The sequence below is a fragment of the Streptomyces sp. UH6 genome (assembly GCF_013421635.1).
Lineage (GTDB): Bacteria > Actinomycetota > Actinomycetes > Streptomycetales > Streptomycetaceae > Streptomyces > Streptomyces abyssomicinicus.
The window spans coordinates 1-20132 of sequence record NZ_JACADT010000027.1 but is presented as its reverse complement, the minus strand read 5'-3'; the positions used below and the strand labels follow the sequence as shown (position 1 = coordinate 20132).

The following is a 20132-nucleotide window of genomic DNA, read 5'->3' as shown; positions in this document are numbered from 1 at the left end:
AGGTGCGGCGGTTCGAGGAGGCCATCGACGTACACACCCAGGCCGTGGAAATCTGCCGTGAGCTCGGCGACCGGCACCGCGAAGGGACGGCCCTGAACAACCTCGGCAACGCCCTGCAGGAGGTGCGGCGGTTCGAGGAGGCCATCGACGCACACACCCAGGCCGGCGAGATTTTCCGTGAGCTCGGCGACCAGCACCGCGAAGGCATGGCCCTGAACAACCTCGGCAACGCCCTGCAGGAGGTGCGGCGGTTCGAGGAGGCCATCGACGTACACACCCAGGACTTGGAAATCTGCCGTGAGCTCGGCGACCAGCACCGCGAAGGCACGGCCCTGAACAACCTCGGCAACGCCCTGCAGGAGGTGCGCAGGTTCGAGGAGGCCATCGACGCACACACCCAGGCCGCCGAAATCTGCCGTGAGCTCGGCGACCGACACCGCGAAGGCACGGCCCTGAACAACCTCGGCAACGCCCTGCGGAAGGTGCGGCGGTTCGAGGAGGCCATCGACGCACACACCCAGGCCGGCGAAATCTACCGTGAGCTCGGTGACCGGTACGGCGAGGGGGTGGCCCTGCACAACCTCGACTTCGCGCTGCAGGAGGTGCGGCAATCCCGTCGGGTATGGAAGCAATGGCGCCGCCTTTGTACTCGCAGTGGTAGTCCGTGACGGGCGGCGTCCTCGTGCTGGGTCCTGGTCGCCCTTGGACCTGTTGCTGAATGTGGAAACCGCGGTCAGGGACCGCGGATCGCCCAGGTCGTCGGCAAAGGCCTGGCGCTCGGATGCTGTCCAAATGGAGGCTCCGGAGTCGATGCTTGGGCGGGCGGGACGACGTGGTCGATGTGGAGGCCGCTTGCCGCGGTGAACTGCCGACCGTTGAGTCACACCGCCGCGTCCGCTCCCGGCCTCGCTGAACCGCATGATCAGTAACAGCAAAAGCGCGCCCTTGGACCGGTTGCTGGCCGCGGACACCGCGATCAGCGACCGCGGGTCGTCAAGGTCGTTCGCGACGCCTGCCGCTCTCCCGCCGTCCAGGCCGACGCGCCGAAGTCCCAGCTCTCGGCGAGCGGCACGAAATGGTCGATGTCGAGCTGGCCCGCACTCGTCAGCGTCCGGGAGTCGTAGGCCGAGTACCAGGTGCCGCCGGCCAGAGCACACCTGGCGCCGACCTCCGGGGCGGTGACCGCTTCCTCGAGGAGAATCTCGGACCGGGTCGAGCAGCCGTCGCGGTCCGCGTCGATCCAGCGCCGGAACAGGTCACGGGAGTAGCCGTCCCTGGACTCGTCCTGGACCGTGAGGCGGGCCAGTGCCTGGCTCACGGGCAGTGCCACGGTGTCGCCGGGCGCGGCGGCCTGAGCGGTGGCGGGCAGGGCGGCGGTCAGGGTGAGCGCGGACAGCAGGGTCGCGGCAGCGCGGCAAAGAAGGCGCCGGGGTCCTCTCGACGATCGGGTCTGGGCCCGACCGTCGTACCGGGCCGAGCACCCGCCCGTCCGGTATCCCGGCACCGTCTCACCCGGGCGAGGGACCCGTATCACCCCTTCCAGGCATGACATGGCCTCGGGGAACATCGAGCCTGCATCCGGGAGAGGGTCGCTTGGTCTGCACCCATCAGCGCCCTCGCCGGCCACCTGAGGGCTATCCCGTGGAGAGTGCGCCGAGTGGGGCACCTACCATGAGTTGGTAGGGTTATCCGCATTTGGACGGCCTGGATGTGGAGTGGGCCTCGGATTTCATGGAGGCCGAGCGGTGCGGTTCGTCTGCCGGAACTTTGGACTGTCGGATCTGCCGCGCCGTGGTCTCGCCCCGCACGAGGCTCCCCTGGAGGTGCTTCTCCTCGACATTGAGGCAGAGCTGTCCATCTTGGAGGAGGGGAGGGTGGTGTGGTCCGAGGAAGCCTTCCCCGTGGCCGAGCTGGCGTACGAGCTGGCGCTCTGGCTCCGGAGCCCGGCCGCCGGCCGGGAGAGTTTCGAGCTTGACTCGATGCAGGCGGATGCGGGACTGATCCGCATCGTGGGATCTGCTGAGGGCTGGCGGATTGGCTCCAACTTCACCCCCCACTTCTGGACCTCGCCCGTCGCCTGGGATGCACTCGTGGCGGAGATCAAACGGTTCGATCGTTCCGTGCGCGAAGGTGTCGCTGCGATGGGCATCGAGCCGTCCTTCATCCCGGAGGCATGACAGCTCTCCTGTCCGGTCGGGGCGGGGTGCGCTGAGGCCCGTGGCCGCCGACCGGGTCCGGGCCACTCCCTCCGCCGGTCTCACTACCCTCCCCGGGTCTCCGGGCATGGCCGTCGGGAAGGCGCCGTCGCGTCGACCCCGGTGTCGTGGGGCCGACGCGACGGCATCGGATTTAGTGGTTCTGTCCGGTGGAGTACCGGAACTCGCCGCGGTAGCAGCCGATGATGACGTTGACCTTGTGGCTGGGCGGCTTGCCGCAGTACTCCTTCGACGTGTACCAGGAGCTGACGCGGGGGACCTTGGCCTCGGGGGCCTTGGCCCAGGTCCGGTACATGGTGGCGTTGCCCTTCCACGCGGTGACGACCTTGCAGTTGCGGTCGAGGCGCCGGTAGTACTCGCCGCCCAGGGACCGGAACTGCACGCTGACGTTGTCGTTGACGCGGAACAGGCCGGTCGTCTTGTTCCACATGAAGGTCTTGCGGGGCTTGTACTGCTCCCAGGGGGTGTTGCAGTCGGTCGGGGCCTGCTTGGCGGCGGCCACCTCGATGGTGTCGGAGGCGGAGGAGCCGCTGTCGACGGCGTTCACCCCGACGGTGACTCCGGCGGTCGCGGCGAGGGCGCCGGTGAGGAGTGCGGCGATCACCAGCGGGCGGCGACGGGGCGCCCTGGCTCGTGTGCTGTTCATGGTGTGCTCCTTCGGTGAGTGGATGGGTTGCGGTGCGGTGTTGGCAGGAGGCCCGGCAGGGCGCCGGAAGGGACCTGGCCCGCAGCGCGGGCGTCGGTGACTTCCGGGGTCACTGGCCGGGCGCGTCGGCAGGTGCTGGGGCCGCTGTTCGCGCCGTGCCGGTTCTCGGCATGCGCTGGTGCCGTGTTTTCCGCCGGCCGCCAGGAGCGGCCGGCGGAAGCGCGCCGGGCGCGGGGCCCGGTTCAGCGGAGGCTGTAGATCGACTTCGCCTTGATGTAGGGGCTGGCGCCCCAGGTGGTGCACAGGGTGGTGGTGTTGGGCGAGCGGTACTTCTTGGTGCCGTTGGCCTGGATGCGCCAGCCGGGGTAGGCGATGAAGCCGCCGCGCTTCTTGTAGAGGGCGCCGTTGCCGCCGATGGTGTAGCCCTCGAGGTAGTAGCGGGCGCCGCCGGAGGTGACGAGGTACGGGCAGCCGTCCCGCTTCTGGAAGGTGCCGTAGAACTTCTTCTGGGCCGCTGCGGAACCGGCGCTGACGACCGTGTCGGTGGTGGAGTGCGCGGGCTTGGCGGCGGTGAAGGCGCCGCTCGCGCCGGCGGCCATCCCGCCGGCCAGCAGCCCGGTGGCGACGACGGCGACGGCCATCGCCCGGGCCTTGGACGTTCGTGACGTACGCATGCTGGTGCTCCTCGTGACAGAGATGGACTCCCCCGGCCATGCCGCGGCGCGGCGGTGACGCGGGGAGATGGCGCTCCTGCCAGGCCCGGGCACAGGTGCGTGCCGGGTGGGCGGGAGGGGTGGAACGCCCGTCACCGGGAGGGCGCCTGACGAGGCGCCGGCCTGGCGGTGCGGGGCGGTGAGAGAAGCTTTGCCCGGCCGTCGAGGGCGGGGCAACGGATTGAGGCGGCCCGGACAGTCCCGCATCGTCCATGCAGGTCAGAGCCGGTTTCCGCGGCCTGGACGCCGTCCCTCAACCCGGTCTCGGCAGGCGTGGACAGGCCGGGACTGTCCCGGACGCCACCAGAGCTAGCGGGACACCCACGGGCGCAACAACCTCCTTCCAGAGCCGCAGATCGCGGCCCTGCCGAAGGAGACCGTGATGGCACAGCAGACCCTGCTCCCGCCCCCGCACCGCACCCGCCCCAAGCCGCAGCCCAGCCCGAGACACGACGCCCGGCCGGCGCTGCGGCGCCACCGCAAACCGCGCAGCAGCAGCGCACGGGTCCGCCGCTTCGTGTGGGGCGCGGCCGGACTGGCCGTCGCCTTCGTGCTGTCCCTGATCGCCGGCGCGCTCCTGGCCGTGCACGGCCCGACCGGTTCACCGTCAGCTTCCCGCGGGCCGTCGGTCACCCTCCAGCAGAAGCCGCCGGCCACCGCCGGGCCCTCGGCCCAGCCGTCCGCACCCGCACCGTCCGACACCGGCAAGGAACCGAAGGAAAAGGAGAAGAAGAAGAGGGAGGGGTTCGAGGAGGTCACGCTGCGGCCCGGTGACACGCTGTGGAACCTGGCCCGCGCCCACCACACCAGCGTGAAAGCCCTGCAGCACCTCAACGCTCTGGGATCCTCGACGCTGATCTACGCCGGGCAGACCCTGAAGGTGCCCTCCGGCAAGACCGCGGCCGACGCAGCGGCGCGGCCGAAGACCGACCGGCCCGCGGCAACGGCCGCGCCCGACAGGCCCTCCACGCCCCAGACCCCCAAGGCCGTGTCCGGGAAGCCCGGCACGAGCAGCGTCATCGCCTACGCCAGGAAGCAGCTCGGCAAGCCCTACGTCTGGGGCGGCACCGGCCCCCGCGGCTTCGACTGCTCCGGCCTGGTGATGCGGGCCTGGGCCACGGCCGGGGTGCAGCTGCCGCGCACCACCTGGGGCCAGATCCGCGCCGGGAGCGCCACCACCCGGGCCCGCCTGGTGCCCGGCGACCTGGTCCTGTCCTACGGCGGCGGCCACGTGGGCCTGTACATCGGTGACGGCAAGGTCATCCACGCCCCCCGCCCCGGCACCACGATCACCGTCGCGCCCCTGCCCTCCCCCGGCAACGTCGTCGCCTACCGCCACATACGCGCCTGACACACCGCCGGCATGACCCCGAGCAGGCCCTCGAGCAGGGCCCGCCACCGAACAGTCGAAAGCGTTCCGGACGACCCTGGGAAACGGCACTCATGTACAGATCAAAGGCCTTTAAGCTCCCCTGGTACCCGAGAGACAGGGGAGTGCCGATGGGGCGGGGGCCGAATCCGGCGGAGGCGAACAACGCGGCGGAGTTCGTCGCACTGATGCGGCAGTTACGCCGCTGGGCGGACCTGAGCTACCGGCAGCTGGAGCGCAACGCCACCGACGTCGGCGACGTCCTGCCCCGGGCGACGATCTCGGCCGCACTCGGCCGCGACGACCTGCCCCGTGAAGAGCTCCTGGCGGCCTACGTCAGGGCCTGCGGCAGCGACGACGACACCGTGACCGCCTGGCTCGAAGCACGCCGGCGCCTGTCCATCACCGACACCATGCCCCCACCGCCGGCCTCCCGGGACACCCCGCAACCCGATGCCCGGGCGGACGAGAACGAGCCTCAGGAACACCCCAGCTCGCCGGAGCCCGCCGACGACAACCAGCACGCGCAAGAAGCCGGCCCCGACGCGGCTGCGAAGGCCGGCCCGGCCGAGGAAGCAGAGCCTCGTCCGGCCGGTGACGACAGCGCCCCCCACGCCCGGTCGGCCTGGCGGCGTCACAGTCCGCAGGTCGCGATCGCCGCCTGCGCCGTCGCCGGAATCCTGGCCCTGACGTTCTGGCCGCACGACGACGACGGCACCGACCGCGACCGCGCGGACAGCACCCCCACGCCCGCCGAACTGCGGCCCTCGGCCAGTGCAACGAGCGCGGAAGCGGAGACGACGGAACCCGCTCCCTCGCCCAGCAGCGAGCTCGCCGCCCCACCGCTCGACGCGCCGGCCGAGGAGGAGGACCCGACTCCGAGCACCAGGCCCACTCCGGCACCTGCCCGGATGCCGGCCGCAGGAGCGGCCCGGATGCATCCCGCCTCCGCGCCCTCCCGGTGCCTGACCGAAGGCCGTGAACGCAACGGCCGTACCGACCGTGAGATCGCCGTCCAGCACCCGTGCGCGGACTCACCCCTGCCGCGCGTCGAACTCGAGAAGCTGAGCGGGGACGTCTACCGCATCCAGTGGTACAACCCCGACCCCGGCAAGGGCCTGGGCTGCCTCGCCGTCGACGACGCCTCGACCTCACCCGGAGCCCTCCTCGCCCCAAGGGAGTGCGCGGACAGCGCCAGCCAGAAGTTCCGCCTCGAAGCGTCCGGCAACGGCTTCCGGCTCCGGCCCCTCCACAGCGGCCTGTGCATCGGGTTCCTCCCCCCGGCCACCGACGGCGCCGAGGCGGTGCAGACCGCCTGCACCGGCACCTCCGCCCAGGTGTTCACCTTCACCGCAGGCTGACGTCAGTCCACGATGTCGCCGCACGGTTGCGTCACCGCAGCCCGCGCTCCCCTGATCGCGTGCACGGCAACGGAAGCCAAGTGACGGAGCACTGCGGCCATACGTTTCAGTGCCAGGAGGTGCATGCCTTCTGTCGGCCGTGGGGCCCGTCGGCGCAGGCGCGGGCCTGGTAGCCCGGTCCGTCGTACAGTGCCGGCGTCGAGAGTCTGGTCTGGCCGGATGCTCCGTCGTTGCGGGCCCGCTTGCGGAACTTCCGGGTGGTCTTGCCGTTGTGGCGGGTCTCCATCCAGAGGTGGCCGTCGTCGGACACCATGGCGTCCGCCCAGGCCCAGTCGTGGCCCTTGCGGGTCTCGATGTGCATGAAGATGAGCGGGCCCCGGGGGTCTTCCGCCATCAGGCATACCCGGTCCCTGGGTTGTCGTCCGTCGGTGCCGCACGGCCCGTGCCGGACCTCGGCTCCGGACTCGGTGGCCGTCCCGGCCATGAGCGCCGCGGCGGCGGCAATGACGGTGAGGGTCTTCGTGATCCCGGTGCGCATGTCCGGCACAACCCGTTCGGTGTCACCGCCGCTACGGTCTCGGACTGCCGGTCACCCGGAAGCCTGTCCCACCACGCGGCCAGCCAAGCGAAAGATCGTTAACAGCAAGAAGGCGGCCACGCCTTTCCGCTGCCCCTTCAGCCCCCGGGTCCCGTTGCGGTCCGTCCCGGACCCAGACGGACCGACCCGGTCCCCGCCCGGGACCCCCACACTCCCAGCAGGCTGGAGGGGGCGCAGCGGGCGCGACCTTGCTGTTATTGCGCTCGCGGTGTTCCTGCTGTCGAAGGGTTTCGACCACAGCCCGGCGCCGAAAGGGCCTCAACTATGCAGGAGAAGACGCTACGCCGAAGACTCCTCGCACAGACCGAACTCAGCCGGCACGCAAGCAATCAGGGCGGCTGCGAGCGCCCCGTGCCGGAACGGCCACCACGCCGCCCCCAACAGCCGGGCTCTCGGGCCCCTGGTTCAAAACCGGGTTTTGAACCGAAACGGTGCTCCGCAGCTGGTCACGGCCCGCGGCACCTCACCTGCAGCCCGGCAACGCCCCTGACATCGCGCCACCCACGACGGGCCAGAAGCCCGTCCACGTATACCGCGGTATACCTCCCTGCCACCCGCACAGCAGCTGCGCGGAAGACCTTCCGGCGTGCCGGGGGTATACCGCGGTATACCCCCGGCACGCCGGAAGGCGACCAGTGCCTGGCCCAGGCCTTCCGTCTGAAATCCTGTCCTCCGTCCGAGTACCAAGCAGCTCACCTGCTCTTGGGAAGCACACGGAGAAGGAGCACCACCATGGGCGCATCTGTCCTCGTCGTATCAACCGACCCACAAGGGTCGACAATGTGGTGGGCCGACCGCATCGGCGAAGCACTTCCCTTCGACTTCGCCGACGCGCACGACGACCCCGACAGCCTCGCCAACCTCCGCACCATGGGCGCGAAGATCCACGTCGTCGCCAACCAGAAGGGGGGTGTGGGCAAGACGACCATAACGATGAACCTCGCGGCCACCGTTCAGGACACCATCAAGTCCAACGGGCAGACCCGGCACATCTTCATCGACACCCCCGGCAGCATCGAGGACGAGCGTCTCCTCGCAGCGGCCCTCGACGTCGCCGACGACGTGTTCGTCCCTCTCCCCCCGGATCCGCTCGCCTTCGACCCCACCACCCGCACCATCGAGAAGGTCATCAAGCCCCGGGGGATCCCCTTCAAGGTCGTCATCAACAACTGGGACCCACGAGACTCGAAGGTCGACATGCTCGACACCCTCGCGTTCATCGAGGCACAGGGCTGGGAAGCCGCCGAGACCGCGATCCGCCGCTACCGCATCCACACGCGTGCGCCGGCCGAGGGCAAGCTCGTCACGCAGTACCCGGACAACGGGACCACCCTGCGGGCGAAGCAGGACTTCCTCCGTCTGGCCCTCGAGCAGGGTTACGGAGGCTGAGATGGCAGGAAAGCGTGTGTCCCTCGCCGCTCTCGCCGGAGCCAAGGTCGAGAGCGTTCCCGGGGCGTCCGTCCCCGAGCTGATCCACGTCCACCCGGATACCGTCGCCCCGACCCCTTTGAACCCGCGCCTCGATTTCTCCGAGGAAGGCCTGCGGGAACTCGGGGAGGCCATGCGGGACAACGGGCAGCTACAGCCCTGTGTCGCCGTCCCCCGCAGCGCCTACCTGAAGCTGTATCCCGACCACGCCAACCGGATCCCCGACACCTGCCGTCACGTCCTGGCCGCCGGAGAACGCCGCTGGCGCGCCGCCAAACTCGTCGGCCTGGACACGCTCGACGTCCTCGTCCGCCGCGACCTCGCCGAGAACCGAGTCCGGTTCCTGGGCACCGTCCTGTCGGAGAACATCGACCGGGAGAACTTCAACTACATCGAGGAAGCCCACGGCCTCAGGGCCATGCTCGACCTCCACGACGGCAACCAGGCGGCTGCCGCCCGTGCCTTGAACCGCTCGAAGCAGTGGTACTCCCAGCGGATCGGGCTCCTGCGCCTGAGCGACGACATGGTCCGACTCGTCCGGGAAGGGAAACTGACGGCGTTCCGGGAGATGCGTCGCTACGCCTCACTGCCGGCGGAGGAGCAGTACCCGACGTGGAAGGCCGACCAGGAGGCGCCACCGCCGCCGAAGCCGCAGGCGGTCCCGACGCCGGCGGAAGGCGGGGAAGGGTATACCGCGGTATACCCTCCGGCGTCCTCCCCCTCCTCGCCCGTCGACGAGACGCGGCCCGGTCCGGCGGACCCAGCACCCGCATCGCAGGGGGACGAGGGGTATACCGCGGTATACCTTCCGTCCGCCGGCGAGGCACCGCCGACCGGAGCGGTCTTCTCCTCGCCGCCAGTCGAGGCTGCCGTGCAACAGCCCCGGTCGGAGGTGCCCGAGCCCCGCGTCTCCTCCACGTCTACGCCCTTGAGCGGGGAAACGGACGCGGTTACGGCCGGCGAAGTGATCCCCGCGGGGAAGCCGCTGCCGTATGACGACGGCGGCCTCATCGGCGCCCATCTAATCCGCAAGCTGGAACCGGAGCAGTTCGTGGCTGCGTTGCGCGTGATGATCTCTCACGCGGTAGAAGCCGGCCTCGAGGTCCCTCTGCCCTCCAAGCGCTGACCCACTGGGACTGAGGGCTTGTCCCTCCCCGACGGCCGGGGAGGGACAAGCCCTCAGTCCCGTCCTCTGTTCATCGTTCAAGGCCAACTCCGAGGGACGGGAATCGACCCAGCCGGTCTGAAGGGCCGGAGCCCGACCGTAGCTCCGGGTCTCGGCCGAACGCTGGATCATGCCGGCAGACCACTCGGCAGTCGAGGCGTGCCATCCGTGCAGTCTCCCCACCGCCGCCGCCCGGCAGACATGGGAGAGGCCGGCGGGCCGGTCAGCGGGCGAGCGTCACCTCGATCACGGCGTCGGGGCAGCCTGCCAGGCCACCCGCGAGGGCATCACGCTCGGCCTGATCGACGGACAGGCCCCAGCGGGTCTTCACCGCTACCCAGGTCGTGAGGTACTCGCAGTGGTAGCCCGCGTTCTGCGGCATCCAGGTACTGGGATCCTGGTCAGCTTTGCTCCTGTTGCTGGCTGCGGAGACCGCGATGAGCGCACGCGCGTCGTCCAGGTCGTTGGCGTACGCCTGCCTTTCCGCGGCACTCCAGTCGCGGGCGCCGGAGTCCCAGCTCTCGGCGAGCGGGACCAGGTGGTCGATGTCGAGCTGGGTGGCGCTGGTCAGGGTCCGGCTGTCGTAGGGAGAGAACCAGCTGCCGCCAGTAAGGCTGCAGCGCGTCCCGACCTCCGGCGCGGTGACAGCCTCCTCGAGGAGGACCTCGGCCCTGGTCGAGCACGAGTCCTTGTCAGCGTCGATCCAGTGCCGGAACAGGTCACGGGAGTAGCCGGTACGGACTTCGTCCTGGATCGGGAGGCCGGCAAGGGCCTCGCTCACGGGCTGCATCACGGTGTCGCCCGGCGCGGCCTGCGCGGTCGCGGGCAGGGCAGCGATCAGGGTGAACGCGGACAGCAGGGTCGCGGCAGCACGGCACAGGTGCACCAGGGTTTCCTCTCAACGGCCGGTCAGACACGACCGTCGTAGCGGCCAGAAACCGGGCCCGTCCCGGTGCTCGACGCGATTTCACCCGGGCGGCGGATCAAATCACACCGCCGACATGTCCCAGGCTTATGGAGGGAGCGAGCCTCACGCCGCTGACCTGCGCAGAAGAACGTCGATGTAACCCGTGGAACCGTCCATTACGCGCAACCACGAGTCCGCCACCAGGGCGAGCGCCGGGATGACGGTCAACTCAGAGGCCCTGATCGTCATGCCCCCCGATCGGGGCATGTCACCGCAATCGTCGGCGTGCCGCCCCGAGGCCCTGCCAGCGTGGGTGCCCCACCCACCTGGCATAGGGAACCATTGGAGGAGTTTTGCGCACACTTCCGGTTAAGGCAGCAATCGGCCTCGTTGCAGCATCCCTGGCACTCGGCACCATCGCGGGTACAGGAACCGCCGCAGCGTCACCTCAAGCACCTCGGTCAACCAACGCCCAGAAGGTCGCGGCCGCCGCCGCGAACAATCTGGGACTGTCCACCAGCCTGGCGAAAGAACTCCAGTACTGGCTCAAGGCGTACTACGGCTACACCGGCGCCCTCGACGGGCGACTCGGCACCGGGAGCTGGAAGGCGCTCCAGCGTTGGCTCCGCAACTACAGCTACACCGGCCCGATCGACGGCGTCGTAGGCACCAAGACGATCAAGGCATTGCAGCGGTACCTTCGGGACTACGAGGGTTACACCGGCCCGATCGACGGCATCGCAGGGGCAGGAACAAAGGCCGCGTTCCGCCGGTTCGCCGAATGGACGTATGTGGAGTGACCGCTGCTACACCCCGCGCTGCCCAAGGGGGCGGCGCCCTTCCGTGGGTCTCGGCACAGTGGGCGCCGCCGGCACTGCGGTCCACTCGCCTGAGGCGGCGAGTTCGGCTGCCGTCGGCGCGTGCGCCGGCGGCAGGTTCGTGGGCGGGGCGGCGGGGTTCGGGCCGGTGCCGAGGGGGCGGCGCGGTGTGTTCATGCGGGCAGTGTCGCGGCGGGGTGTCCTCACGCATGTGACCGGGTCGGGGCGTGTCCCGGCGGGCGGGCCGCTTCGCCACAAGAGACGTTTCGCGACCGCTGGGTGACCGGCCGTCACCCGGAAAGCCCCGAGACGGCCCGTGAGCACCTTACGGAGCTTCGGCGGCCCAGGGGTTCCCCAGGGAGCCGAAAAGCCCTCTGAGGGGCCCCAGAGGGCTTCTGGCGGGTCAGGGCAGTATGGCGGCCGGGTCAGCTCTGGGCCATGTCGACGAAGCGCGAGTAGTGCAGCTGCGCGGCGACGGTCACGGTGGCGGTGGGCCCGTTGCGGTGCTTGGCGAGGATGAGGTCGACCTCGCCGGCGCGGGGGGATTCCTTCTCGTAGGCGTCCTCGCGGTGGACCAGGACGACGACGTCGGCGTCCTGCTCCAGGGATCCGGACTCGCGGAGGTCGGAGACCATCGGCCTCTTGTCGGCGCGCTGTTCGGGGCCGCGGTTGAGCTGGGCGAGCACGATCACGGGCACGTCGAGTTCCTTGGCCATGAGCTTGATGCCGCGGCTGATATCGGAGACCTCCTGCTGCCGGGACTCCGCGCGACGGCCGGGGCTCTGGATGAGCTGCAGGTAGTCGATGATGACGAGGTCCAGGCCCTGACGCTGCTGAATGCGCCGGGCGGCAGCCTTGATCTGAGTGAGGCTCAGGCTGGGCCGGTCGTCGATGATGAGCCGGTCGGTGTCCATCCGCTCGGAGATCCGGGCGATACGGGCCCAGTCGTCGTCGGTCGTGCTGCCGCTGCGGATGTGGTGCAGGGCGACCCGGGCCTCGGCCGACATCACCCGCTGCCCGAGCTCGACCGCGCCCATCTCCAGCGAGAAGAACGCCACGGTGCGGTCGTCCTTGAAGACCGCCTGCCGGGCGATGTCCAAGGCCACGGTCGACTTACCCATCGCGGGACGGCCCGCGATGATCACCATCTGCCCGGCGTGGAGACCGCTGGTGCAGGCGTCGAGGTCGATGTAGCCGGTGAGCACGCCCAGGTTCGTACCCTGCTGGGTCTGCTCCGTCGCGGCCACCGCCTGGGCGAACACGTCCCGGAACGCGAGGCCGCCGCCCTGGTCGCTGCCCTGGGTGACACGCGCCAGCTCCGCGGCCGCCTGGTCCAGGACGTCGTCGGCATCGCCGAGTCCGGCGTATCCGAGCTGGGTGATCTGCACGCCGGTGGCCGCCAAGCGGCGGAGCTTGGCCCGGTCGACGACGATGCCGGCGTAGTCGACCGCGATGGTCGGCGAGGACACGCCCTGCGCCAGGGCGTGCAGGGCGGCGGGCCCACCGACCTTGCCAATCTCACCGGTCTCGGTGAGGTGGCCGCTGACCGTGATCGGGTCGACGGACTTGCCCTTGGCGTACATGTCGACGACGGCCCGGTACACGTACTGATGCGCGGGCAGGTAGAACGCCTCCGCGCCCAGAGGCGCCAAGGCGTCGATCGCGTCGCCGATAGCGTCCTTCGACAGCAGCATCGCGCCGAGCACGGCAGCCTCGGCCGCAGCGTCGTGCGGGGGCACCCGCTCCAGGCCGGGCTCCGGGTACGGCTCGTCGGCCGGCGGACGGATCTGCGCGGGTACGGTGGTCATGAGTCACTCCCAGGTCGTCAAGGGCTACGGGGGTGGCGGCGGGCCGCCCCGGGCATGGGGCGGCCCGCCCTGGCATTCAGGGGGTCAGCAGCTCGTCGGCGAGCCGCCGGTTGCGCTCCTCCTCGGCCGCACGCTCGGCCTCGGCCTCCGCACGGGTCGGGCGGCGGCGGCGAGGAGCGCGGTCCGGGCTAGCGCCGACGAGAGCGGCGAGACGGGCCATCGCCTCGGTCGCGGCAGCCCCCTCCGGCGGCAGGTCGTCATCGCGGGCCGTCTGGCAGGGGCAGGACTCCAACAGCCGCGACGGGTGGTACGGGCACCGCTCGCTGTCCCCGGCCGAAGACGCGACCTGACCCGCGCCGAGCGGTTCGGGCATCGACAGGGCCGGAGCATCCGGCCACGTCAACGCGTCCTCCAGGACACGCCAGGTCGGCTTCTCACGGCCCATCCACTCCGCCACCCTGCACAGGTGGTCCAGGTCGTGGCCCGCAGCAAGCAGATCGGCCGCCTCGGCCTCGATCGCCGCAGCACGCTTCGGCAGGAGCTGGCGGCCGCCGGAGCGCAGGCCGTTCGCCCACGCCTTGGCGACGGAGGCCGCCGCCAAGACGGAGGGCTCCGCCGACGCAGCAGCAGTGGCGGCGGGGGTGTGGTCTTCCGGCGCAGCCGATGTCTCTCTCTCGCCCTTCACCGCCCCCTTGGAGGCCGCCGGGTCGGCTGTGACGGATGAGGCAGCCGCGTAGAGAGAGAACTCTTTCAATTCCTTAGAACTATTGGTGCTCGATTTGAACACCCGCTCCGGATCGATTTGAACACCCGCTCCGCGCTCCGAGCCCTGCGGGTGCTCGATTTGAGCACCCGCTGACCTGCGCTTCTTCGGGGGGGTCTTCAGCGGGTGCTCGATTTGAACACCCGCTTCGAGGGAGCACTCGGCGAGCATCGTGTGGCCGCCGGTGCAGCCCTCGGCGTGCGCGCCGGCGAGGTCGTAGACGGGCGGCCGCTTGTCCGCCGGGAGGTGCGCGACGAGGCTCGGATCGCCCGCGACGAGGAGGCCGCGGCTACGCAGCTCGCGCAGGTGCTTCAGCACGGTGGAGCGGCCCATCAGGCACTCACGGGCGAGGGTCTCGGCTGACGCGGTGCAGCCGCTCATCTTGGTCGGGCCGTTGCCTGCGTGGTTGGCGACGCGAAGCATCACCAGGAGCTCTCCGCCGTTCTTCAGCTTCGGCAGGGCGACGGCGTCGACCCAGGTCTGTCCCTGGTAGCTCATTGGCCACCGCCGGTACGGGTCGCGGCGAGGCCGGCACAAGTGGTAGCGGCACAAACGTGCTGGTGGTGCACGGAGGGGTCACCCTTTCCTGGGCCCGCCCCGCGCCGTGTCAATCGTCTCAGACGAGCCGCCTAGCCTTTCGGCGGAACCGTCTCGTACGATCGAAGGGCACGGGTACGCCCGTCATCTTGGGACCCGGTCCTCCTGTTCTTGGGCAAAGAAGGGGGAGGACCGGGTTTTGCTGTCTCTGGGCTAGATCGTAGAGAGCCAGCCCTGTGGGTAAGCCTGTCAACTCATCAGCGTGAGCCGCCTTGCAGGGATGTTGACCAGCGGAGGATCGTCGACCCGCCAGCCACCTTGACGGCGACTTCCACGATGCGGCCGTCCTCGAGGACCACGGTCCGTACCACCTGCGTCACGATCACGTCGCCAGCGGTCAGACCGAGCGCGGCCTTCTCTGACTCCAGGGCGAACCGTGAGGTGACCTCTTCCAGGACGCGGGCCTGAGGAGAGCCCAGCCGTTCGGCTGCGAGTTCCCGAGAGGCCCCGGTGGAGACCGGTTCCATCAGCTCCGGCGTCACGCCGATGACATAGGCCGGGTAGTACGAGCTGCTGAGGTGCACCGGTACGCCACCGCGGCTCACCAGCCGCCGACGGACGTGCACCGGCGTGCCCGGGGCGACGTCCAGCCGCGGGGCCACCAGTTCGTCGGCCCCAGTGGTGCCGACCTCCAGAATCTGCGAGGTCTCACCGCCCCCGAGGGCCTTCCCCGTAGCAGCGTGGAGAGCCACCCGTGAGGCGATGTTGTTGCTGATCGGGCCCGCGACGACGGTTCCGACACCCGGCTTCGGGAGCGTCAGGCCCTCCATCTTGAGCGCGCGATACGCGCGGTTGGCTGTCGTCTGCGCGACGCCGAAGCGGTCGCAGACCTGCCGCAGTGACGGCATGGTCTCGCCCGGCTTGAGCGATCCGTCCTGGATCTGCTGGCGGTAGTACGAGGCGATCTCTGCGTATCCCGTGTTCTCGGGCATATCCGACCTCCTTTCAAAGTCCTTCGTCTGCAACCGAAGTGCAGCGGTACACCCACGAGGTTAAGCCACGGACAGTAGTTGCGCTACCACTAGCGCAAAGCTGCGCTAGTGGTCTACCTTGATGGAGGCGACGACCCGTCAGCATTTGGTGATGGGTGGTCAACAGCGCGCCCTGCGAAGGGCGAAGGGTCCCGGGACAGAGCGGGGCGAGGCACGTCGGGCACGCACCCACCCCAGCGGGTGCGCCTTGTCAGGCCCGGACGGTGGATCACCGACCTACCAACGGCAGCGCGCTGCCGGGACTGGTGATGGAGCCCCGCACAGCAGCACCCCGGAGCGAGACCGGGGCGGGGCGCGACGGCGGACACAGGGTCCGCCCCTTCCGCCGGGAGCGCGTGGCGCTCCTGGTCACGGAAGTCAGTGAATTGAGCAGCCGCCCCTAGGCAGGGGCGAGGAGGTCTGGTGCTTCGGCACGGGCCTGACATCAGCGAGGACGCCGGCGCGGCGGCCGACCCGAGGAGCTGAACCCTCCGTACGGGTCGGCCGCCGCCGGCGTCCGCAACCTCAGAGAAGGAACGCCATGCGACACGGTACCCAGCAGCTCGCCGCCCGTACGACCGTCCTCGACGACGAGGACCTGGTGCTCGGCTTCGACACGGAGGCCGGGCAGGACGCGCTCGCCGACATCGTCGCCGACCTCGAGCGCGACGCCGACACGGACGTCGACGCCGAGGACCTGGCCCACTACCGCTCCCTGCTCACCGCCGACGTCGTCCGCCTCCCGCGCCGGGTACCGGCCGTCTGGCAGCGGGCGGCGTGACCCGCAGCCCTGACTCCCGGGAGATCCCGATGCACGCCTACCTGCTGATCGGCTACTGGCGGGCCCGCGCGGTCTTGCTGTGGCTGGCGCACCAGAGCGACTTCACCCGCTTCTTCCCGCTGACCTTCCTGGGCGCCCTGGTCCTGTACCAGGCGCGCATCCCGGACTGGGCGCCCGGCGCCGTCGGCGCGCTGGCCGTGTTCCTGGTGGGCGGCGGGTTCCTGGGCGACCGGATCCACGACGCGCTGGACGGACTGCCGTGCCGCTGGTGCGAGCCCGAGACCGACAGCGAGCACCCCGACCGGGTCTGAGAGACAAGGAGAAGGAAGGCATGGACATCAGCAAGAACAGCAAGGCCGGACCCCGCAAGGAGGAGAAGCCCTTCCTCCTGTACACCGCCCTCGCGCTCACAGCGGTGAGTGTCGGGTGGGCGGGCTACTCGATCGCGGGCATCACCGAGGGCTCGGTCATGGGGACCGTCGCCATGGGCCTGGGCATGGACGCCGCGTGGGGGGTCGCCCTCCTCGGTCTCTACCGGGGCGTGGGCGGTAAGAAGACTCACATCACTCTGCACGTCATCTCCTGGCTTCTGGCCGCCGCGGCCGGCGTGCTCATGGGCTGGCATGCGGTCGAGGAGTGGGGCGGCCTGGCGGTGGCGGGCGGGATCATCCCGCTGATCGCGAAGGGGGCGTGGACGCTGGACCTCGCCGACCGGCGGGCCCGTCTGGAGGCCGCGCACGCGGTCCGCAGGGCGGAGGACATCGTCGCCCTGGCCGAGGCCGACATCACCGTGGAGACCGCCGAGGCGGATGCCAACCACCGGCGGATGCTCGCCCGGATCGAGCGGGACATCGAGCTGGAGATTGCCGAGGAGTCCCGCCCGGAGCGGGTGCGGCTGGCCCGGATGAGCCAGCGGTTCCGGACCGAGATGGAGGCGTACGACATGGCGGAGGAACTCCGCCACCGCCGCGCGCTGGCCCTCCCGGCCGGACTGTCCGAGCCCGTCGGTCCGGACAGCGGCGAGACCGGGTCCGCGCTGTCGTCGACCGCCCTGACCGCAGGGGACGGACAGACGGGCGGACAGACGCGGACAGACGAGCCGACCAGCCGTTTCGGCTTCTCTGCCGCCCTGCGGACCGACGGGGGCGGACAGAAGCCGGACAGTGACCGGCTGAGGGACGTCAACGCGCAGCGTTCGGCGACCCGGGCGGACCGCATCCAGTGGGTCCGGACGCAGGGCCAGGCCCTGTCCGTCCCTGAGGTCGCCAAGCGGTTCGGCGTGGACGAGCGCACCGCCCGCCGGTACGTCGCCGACGCCCAGAAGTAGTCCGCTCCCGGCGGATACGGATCCGGCCCACCCCGCAGGAATCGGGGTGGGCCGGAGTCCTGTGTGCCGGGTGCACACGGCTGAACGAGAGCACGACCGGCAGCACAGAGAGGATCCCACGTGAGTGTGCTGACACGGCACCAGGCGCCAGCACTCGCCCCCGACATCGCCCCCGACATCGACATCCGCCCGGCGCCCGCGGCGCCGGCACTTCCCCGGCTCCCGGCCCTGCCGACCCGCGCCGACTACCTGCGGGCCAGGCGGCTGGCCTGGACGGTCCGGTGGGGCCTGGTCGACCAGATGCCGCCGTTGCGGCCGTCGGCGCTACTGGAGCAGACCCGCAGGCTCCTGCAGACGTGGGGCTGGGCGCAGACCGGCTGGGTCATGGGCACCGACGAGGGCCTGTGCATCGCCGGTGGCCTCCACGTCCTCACCACGGTCGGACAGGCCACGTCCTTGCAGGTCAGCGAGGCGGAGACGTACCTGCAGCGGGCGATCGGCACCGCGCAGCACTACAGCCACTGGAACGAGACCGCAGGCCGGGCCTGGCCCGAGGTCTCCACGGCCCTGACCACCGCATCTCGCACCGCATGGAAGGAAGGCCGCTGATGAACGAGCACCGTATCCCCACGACCGCCGAGTTGGACGCGATGGTGACCGGCCCGGTGTACGACACGGCCCCTGACAAGGGCGTTCGTCCGAAGCTGAGCACCCGGAGGGTCGTCGCCTACGGCGTGGCCGCCGGCGCGGTCCTCGGTGGCGGGCTGATGGGCTGGTCCCACTACCAGCAGGCGGAAGCGGACCGCGTCCTCGCCGAGCGGCGGGTGGCGCTGGAGGAGCGGCGGGTGGAGGTCGAAGCGGAGGCCGCCCGCAGCGTGGTCACGGAGGCCGACAAGGCCCGCGAGGAGGCGGTCATGGACTGCGTCGACCGCGGCAAGAGCGAGGGCGGGTTCGGTAGCAGCACGGCCGACGTGATCGAGCGGTGCAGCCAGGCGTTCCCGTCGTCCGTCGCGTTCAACGACACCGACCTGGCCGCCGCTGAGGGTTCCGGTTCGGTGGACCTCGGCGGCGGCGTGCTGGTCGCCCTGGTCGTCGTCGGGGCCGTCGTGTTCGCCAAGCGGCGTGCACAGAGCGTGAGTGACTGACTGACTGACTGACCGCGCGAGAGTGCCCCTGAGCGGCCATTACGGGTCTCTCAGGGGTGTCTCTGGCTGGTCAGTCGGTCAGTCAGTCAGTGACAGGGAGTGAATCGTGGCAGATCGCGAGGACCCGCCGGAGACTCCGGCGGCACCCCCCGAGCCTGGGGGGCAGGCAGCGTCCGGGCCGCCCCAGGAGCCGGTTCCGGATGCGTCGATGCGGCAGGAGGCCGCGCCCGTCGGATGGGTCGAAGTGCCGGCCGAACCGGCGGCGGAGATGGCCCAGGAGGGGCACGGCCAGGAGCAGAAGGCGGCCAAGCCTGCCGGGTCGGGCATCACCATGGCCGACGTTGCTCTCGCCCGTGAGAAGCGGAAGCTCGCCGAGGCCCATGCACGGGCCGCGACCGGGGTACGGCGTGAGGTGCGCGAGACGGTCAACCGGAACGAGAAGAACGACTCCTTGCGGAAGTCGGACTCCTCGAACCACAGCAAGAACGACCGGTCCCACCACGGCAAGAGCGACGCGAAGAACCACCGCGACGCGAAGAGCGCGGACACCACGGCCCGTCAGATCAAGGGCGGGAAGCAGACCGCCCGGACCGAGGCGGTGAAGGACGAGCGCGAGCACGAGACCGAGAACAAGAAGAACCACACGGTCTCGGAGAAGCGGTCCGACCCGGACGTGAAGCGCAACCACACGATCGCGGAGAAGCGCAGCACCGAGGCCGTCGACCGCGATGACCGGCAGTCCCGGGAGGACCGCCGGGACCCGGAGGTCAAGCGCACGGTCTCGGAGAAGAAGAACACCGAGGCCGTCGACCGCAAGGACCTCAAGGGGACGGTCGGCCCGGTGACCACACCGGATGCCGGTGCTGGTGCCGTTCCGGCCGCCGAGGCCGCCAAGACCTCGGAGGAGAAGACGCCGCCGCGGACGCAGCCCGCGCGGGAGGCGGGATGGCGCGACGGGCACCGGGCCGCCCGGATCACCGCTCCGATCCGCGCGTACCGGGACGGGGCGAAGGACGGCTGGGCCGACGGCAGCACCGACTACCGCACGGAGAAGGACCGCATGAGCAAGGCCCGGCAGACCCCGGAGAAGGAGGCCGGCGGCAACGGGGACCAGGCGGTGGCTGGCGGTGTGCCGCCGAAGCCGTCGCGGGCGCCGGACGAGCCCGTCGTCACCGGCGTGACGGGTGAGGGCAGCAAGGGCCGTGTGCAGCTGGGCGGCGGCGCCGCGACCGAGTCCCTGGAGTGGGGCGAGGTCCGCACCGCCAAGCAGCTGGAGCGCCGCTTGCGGCAGCGGGCGAAGGTGATGGAGCGGCGTGCGGACGACGCCCGCGCGATGGCCGACCGGGCCCGGCAGGTTGCCGGGCACTGCGGCCAGCTGGCGGAAGCGGCCCGCGCTTTGGACATCAAGGGCGGGGTGCAGTCCGAGCTGGCCCGGCTCGCCGAGGCGGCGGGGCAGCAGGCGGCGGCGGCCGCGCAGATCGAGGAGCGGTGCCAGCGCGGTGCCGAGGCCGCCAAGGTG

20 protein-coding genes and 1 pseudogene are annotated in these 20132 nt (G+C 70.6%); 13 read left to right on the top strand and 8 right to left on the bottom strand.

Annotation, left to right across the window (positions count from 1 at the left end):
• A partial coding sequence (locus tag HW445_RS04045) for a tetratricopeptide repeat protein (protein WP_218956540.1) occupies positions 1-668 on the top strand: 668 nt, incomplete at its 5' end.
• A 276-nt stretch (positions 669-944) separates the two neighbouring features.
• Here the strand turns inward: HW445_RS04045 and HW445_RS04040 are convergent.
• Positions 945-1369: pseudogene (locus HW445_RS04040) on the bottom strand (HNH endonuclease); the annotation flags it as partial.
• A 376-nt stretch (positions 1370-1745) separates the two neighbouring features.
• On the opposite strand from HW445_RS04040, the gene HW445_RS04035 reads away from it, so the two are divergent.
• Positions 1746-2177: a hypothetical protein gene (locus HW445_RS04035; protein WP_308798283.1), complete on the top strand. Its 432-nt coding sequence runs from the start codon at positions 1746-1748 to the stop codon at positions 2175-2177.
• A 172-nt stretch (positions 2178-2349) separates the two neighbouring features.
• Here HW445_RS04035 and HW445_RS04030 read toward each other — a convergent pair whose 3' ends face one another.
• Complete coding sequence (locus HW445_RS04030) at positions 2350-2862, bottom strand: hypothetical protein (protein ID WP_180219644.1); 513 nt, start codon at positions 2860-2862, stop codon at positions 2350-2352.
• 242 nt (positions 2863-3104) lie between these two features.
• Complete coding sequence (locus HW445_RS04025) at positions 3105-3536, bottom strand: hypothetical protein (protein ID WP_257230826.1); 432 nt, start codon at positions 3534-3536, stop codon at positions 3105-3107.
• A 421-nt stretch (positions 3537-3957) separates the two neighbouring features.
• Here HW445_RS04025 and HW445_RS33235 point away from each other — a divergent pair, with 421 nt between their 5' ends.
• Positions 3958-4926, top strand: a complete 969-nt coding sequence (locus tag HW445_RS33235) for a C40 family peptidase (RefSeq protein WP_257230825.1) — start codon at positions 3958-3960, stop codon at positions 4924-4926.
• Positions 4927-5075: 149 nt separating this feature from the next.
• Complete coding sequence (locus HW445_RS04010) at positions 5076-6305, top strand: XRE family transcriptional regulator (RefSeq protein WP_180219643.1); 1230 nt, start codon at positions 5076-5078, stop codon at positions 6303-6305.
• Between the two features lie 106 nt (positions 6306-6411).
• Here the strand turns inward: HW445_RS04010 and HW445_RS04005 are convergent, their stop codons facing one another.
• Positions 6412-6843: a hypothetical protein gene (locus tag HW445_RS04005; RefSeq protein WP_180219642.1), complete on the bottom strand. Its 432-nt coding sequence runs from the start codon at positions 6841-6843 to the stop codon at positions 6412-6414.
• A 792-nt stretch (positions 6844-7635) separates the two neighbouring features.
• Between HW445_RS04005 and HW445_RS04000 the strand changes: the two genes are divergently transcribed.
• The gene (locus HW445_RS04000) at positions 7636-8292 is read left to right on the top strand and encodes a ParA family protein (protein WP_180219641.1); all 657 of its coding nucleotides are present in this window, start codon (positions 7636-7638) and stop codon (positions 8290-8292) included.
• A 1-nt stretch (position 8293) separates the two neighbouring features.
• Entirely contained in the window at positions 8294-9457 is a 1164-nt protein-coding gene (locus HW445_RS03995; protein WP_180219640.1) for a ParB/RepB/Spo0J family partition protein, read from the top strand.
• A gap of 262 nt (positions 9458-9719) precedes the next feature.
• Here the strand turns inward: HW445_RS03995 and HW445_RS03990 are convergent, their stop codons facing one another.
• Entirely contained in the window at positions 9720-10382 is a 663-nt protein-coding gene (locus HW445_RS03990) for an HNH endonuclease family protein (RefSeq protein WP_374939601.1), read from the bottom strand.
• Between the two features lie 374 nt (positions 10383-10756).
• Between HW445_RS03990 and HW445_RS03985 the strand changes: the two genes are divergently transcribed.
• Positions 10757-11203 carry a peptidoglycan-binding domain-containing protein gene (locus tag HW445_RS03985; protein WP_218956539.1) on the top strand — a complete coding sequence of 149 codons (447 nt, stop codon included), beginning with the start codon at positions 10757-10759 and terminating at the stop codon, positions 11201-11203.
• Positions 11204-11646: 443 nt separating this feature from the next.
• Here the strand turns inward: HW445_RS03985 and dnaB are convergent, their stop codons facing one another.
• The 3 genes from dnaB to HW445_RS03970 all read right to left on the bottom strand — a co-directional run bounded on the left by dnaB (position 11647) and on the right by HW445_RS03970 (position 15321).
• The gene (gene dnaB, locus HW445_RS03980; protein ID WP_180219639.1) at positions 11647-13029 is read right to left on the bottom strand and encodes a replicative DNA helicase; all 1383 of its coding nucleotides are present in this window, start codon (positions 13027-13029) and stop codon (positions 11647-11649) included.
• 76 nt (positions 13030-13105) lie between these two features.
• The gene (locus HW445_RS03975) at positions 13106-14290 is read right to left on the bottom strand and encodes a helix-turn-helix domain-containing protein (RefSeq protein WP_180219638.1); all 1185 of its coding nucleotides are present in this window, start codon (positions 14288-14290) and stop codon (positions 13106-13108) included.
• 296 nt (positions 14291-14586) lie between these two features.
• A complete protein-coding gene (locus HW445_RS03970; RefSeq protein ID WP_180219637.1) occupies positions 14587-15321 on the bottom strand; it encodes a GntR family transcriptional regulator in 735 nt (244 codons plus the stop codon).
• A 580-nt stretch (positions 15322-15901) separates the two neighbouring features.
• Between HW445_RS03970 and HW445_RS03965 the strand changes: the two genes are divergently transcribed.
• The 6 genes from HW445_RS03965 to HW445_RS03940 all read left to right on the top strand — a co-directional run.
• On the top strand, positions 15902-16141 hold the full coding sequence (locus tag HW445_RS03965) for a hypothetical protein (protein WP_180219636.1): 240 nt from the start codon (positions 15902-15904) through the stop codon (positions 16139-16141).
• Positions 16138-16452 carry a hypothetical protein gene (locus HW445_RS03960; protein WP_180219635.1) on the top strand — a complete coding sequence of 105 codons (315 nt, stop codon included), beginning with the start codon at positions 16138-16140 and terminating at the stop codon, positions 16450-16452. The genes HW445_RS03965 and HW445_RS03960 overlap by 4 nt, the downstream gene beginning before the upstream one ends.
• 20 nt (positions 16453-16472) lie before the next feature.
• Positions 16473-17468, top strand: a complete 996-nt coding sequence (locus HW445_RS03955; protein ID WP_180219634.1) for a hypothetical protein — start codon at positions 16473-16475, stop codon at positions 17466-17468.
• Positions 17469-17588: 120 nt separating this feature from the next.
• The gene (locus HW445_RS03950; protein ID WP_180219633.1) at positions 17589-18077 is read left to right on the top strand and encodes a hypothetical protein; all 489 of its coding nucleotides are present in this window, start codon (positions 17589-17591) and stop codon (positions 18075-18077) included.
• Positions 18077-18613: a hypothetical protein gene (locus HW445_RS03945; protein WP_180219632.1), complete on the top strand. Its 537-nt coding sequence runs from the start codon at positions 18077-18079 to the stop codon at positions 18611-18613. Before HW445_RS03950 ends, HW445_RS03945 begins: the two co-directional genes overlap by 1 nt.
• A 208-nt stretch (positions 18614-18821) precedes the next feature.
• Positions 18822-20132 (top strand): hypothetical protein (locus HW445_RS03940; RefSeq protein WP_180219631.1); only part of this gene is annotated, 1311 nt, incomplete at its 3' end.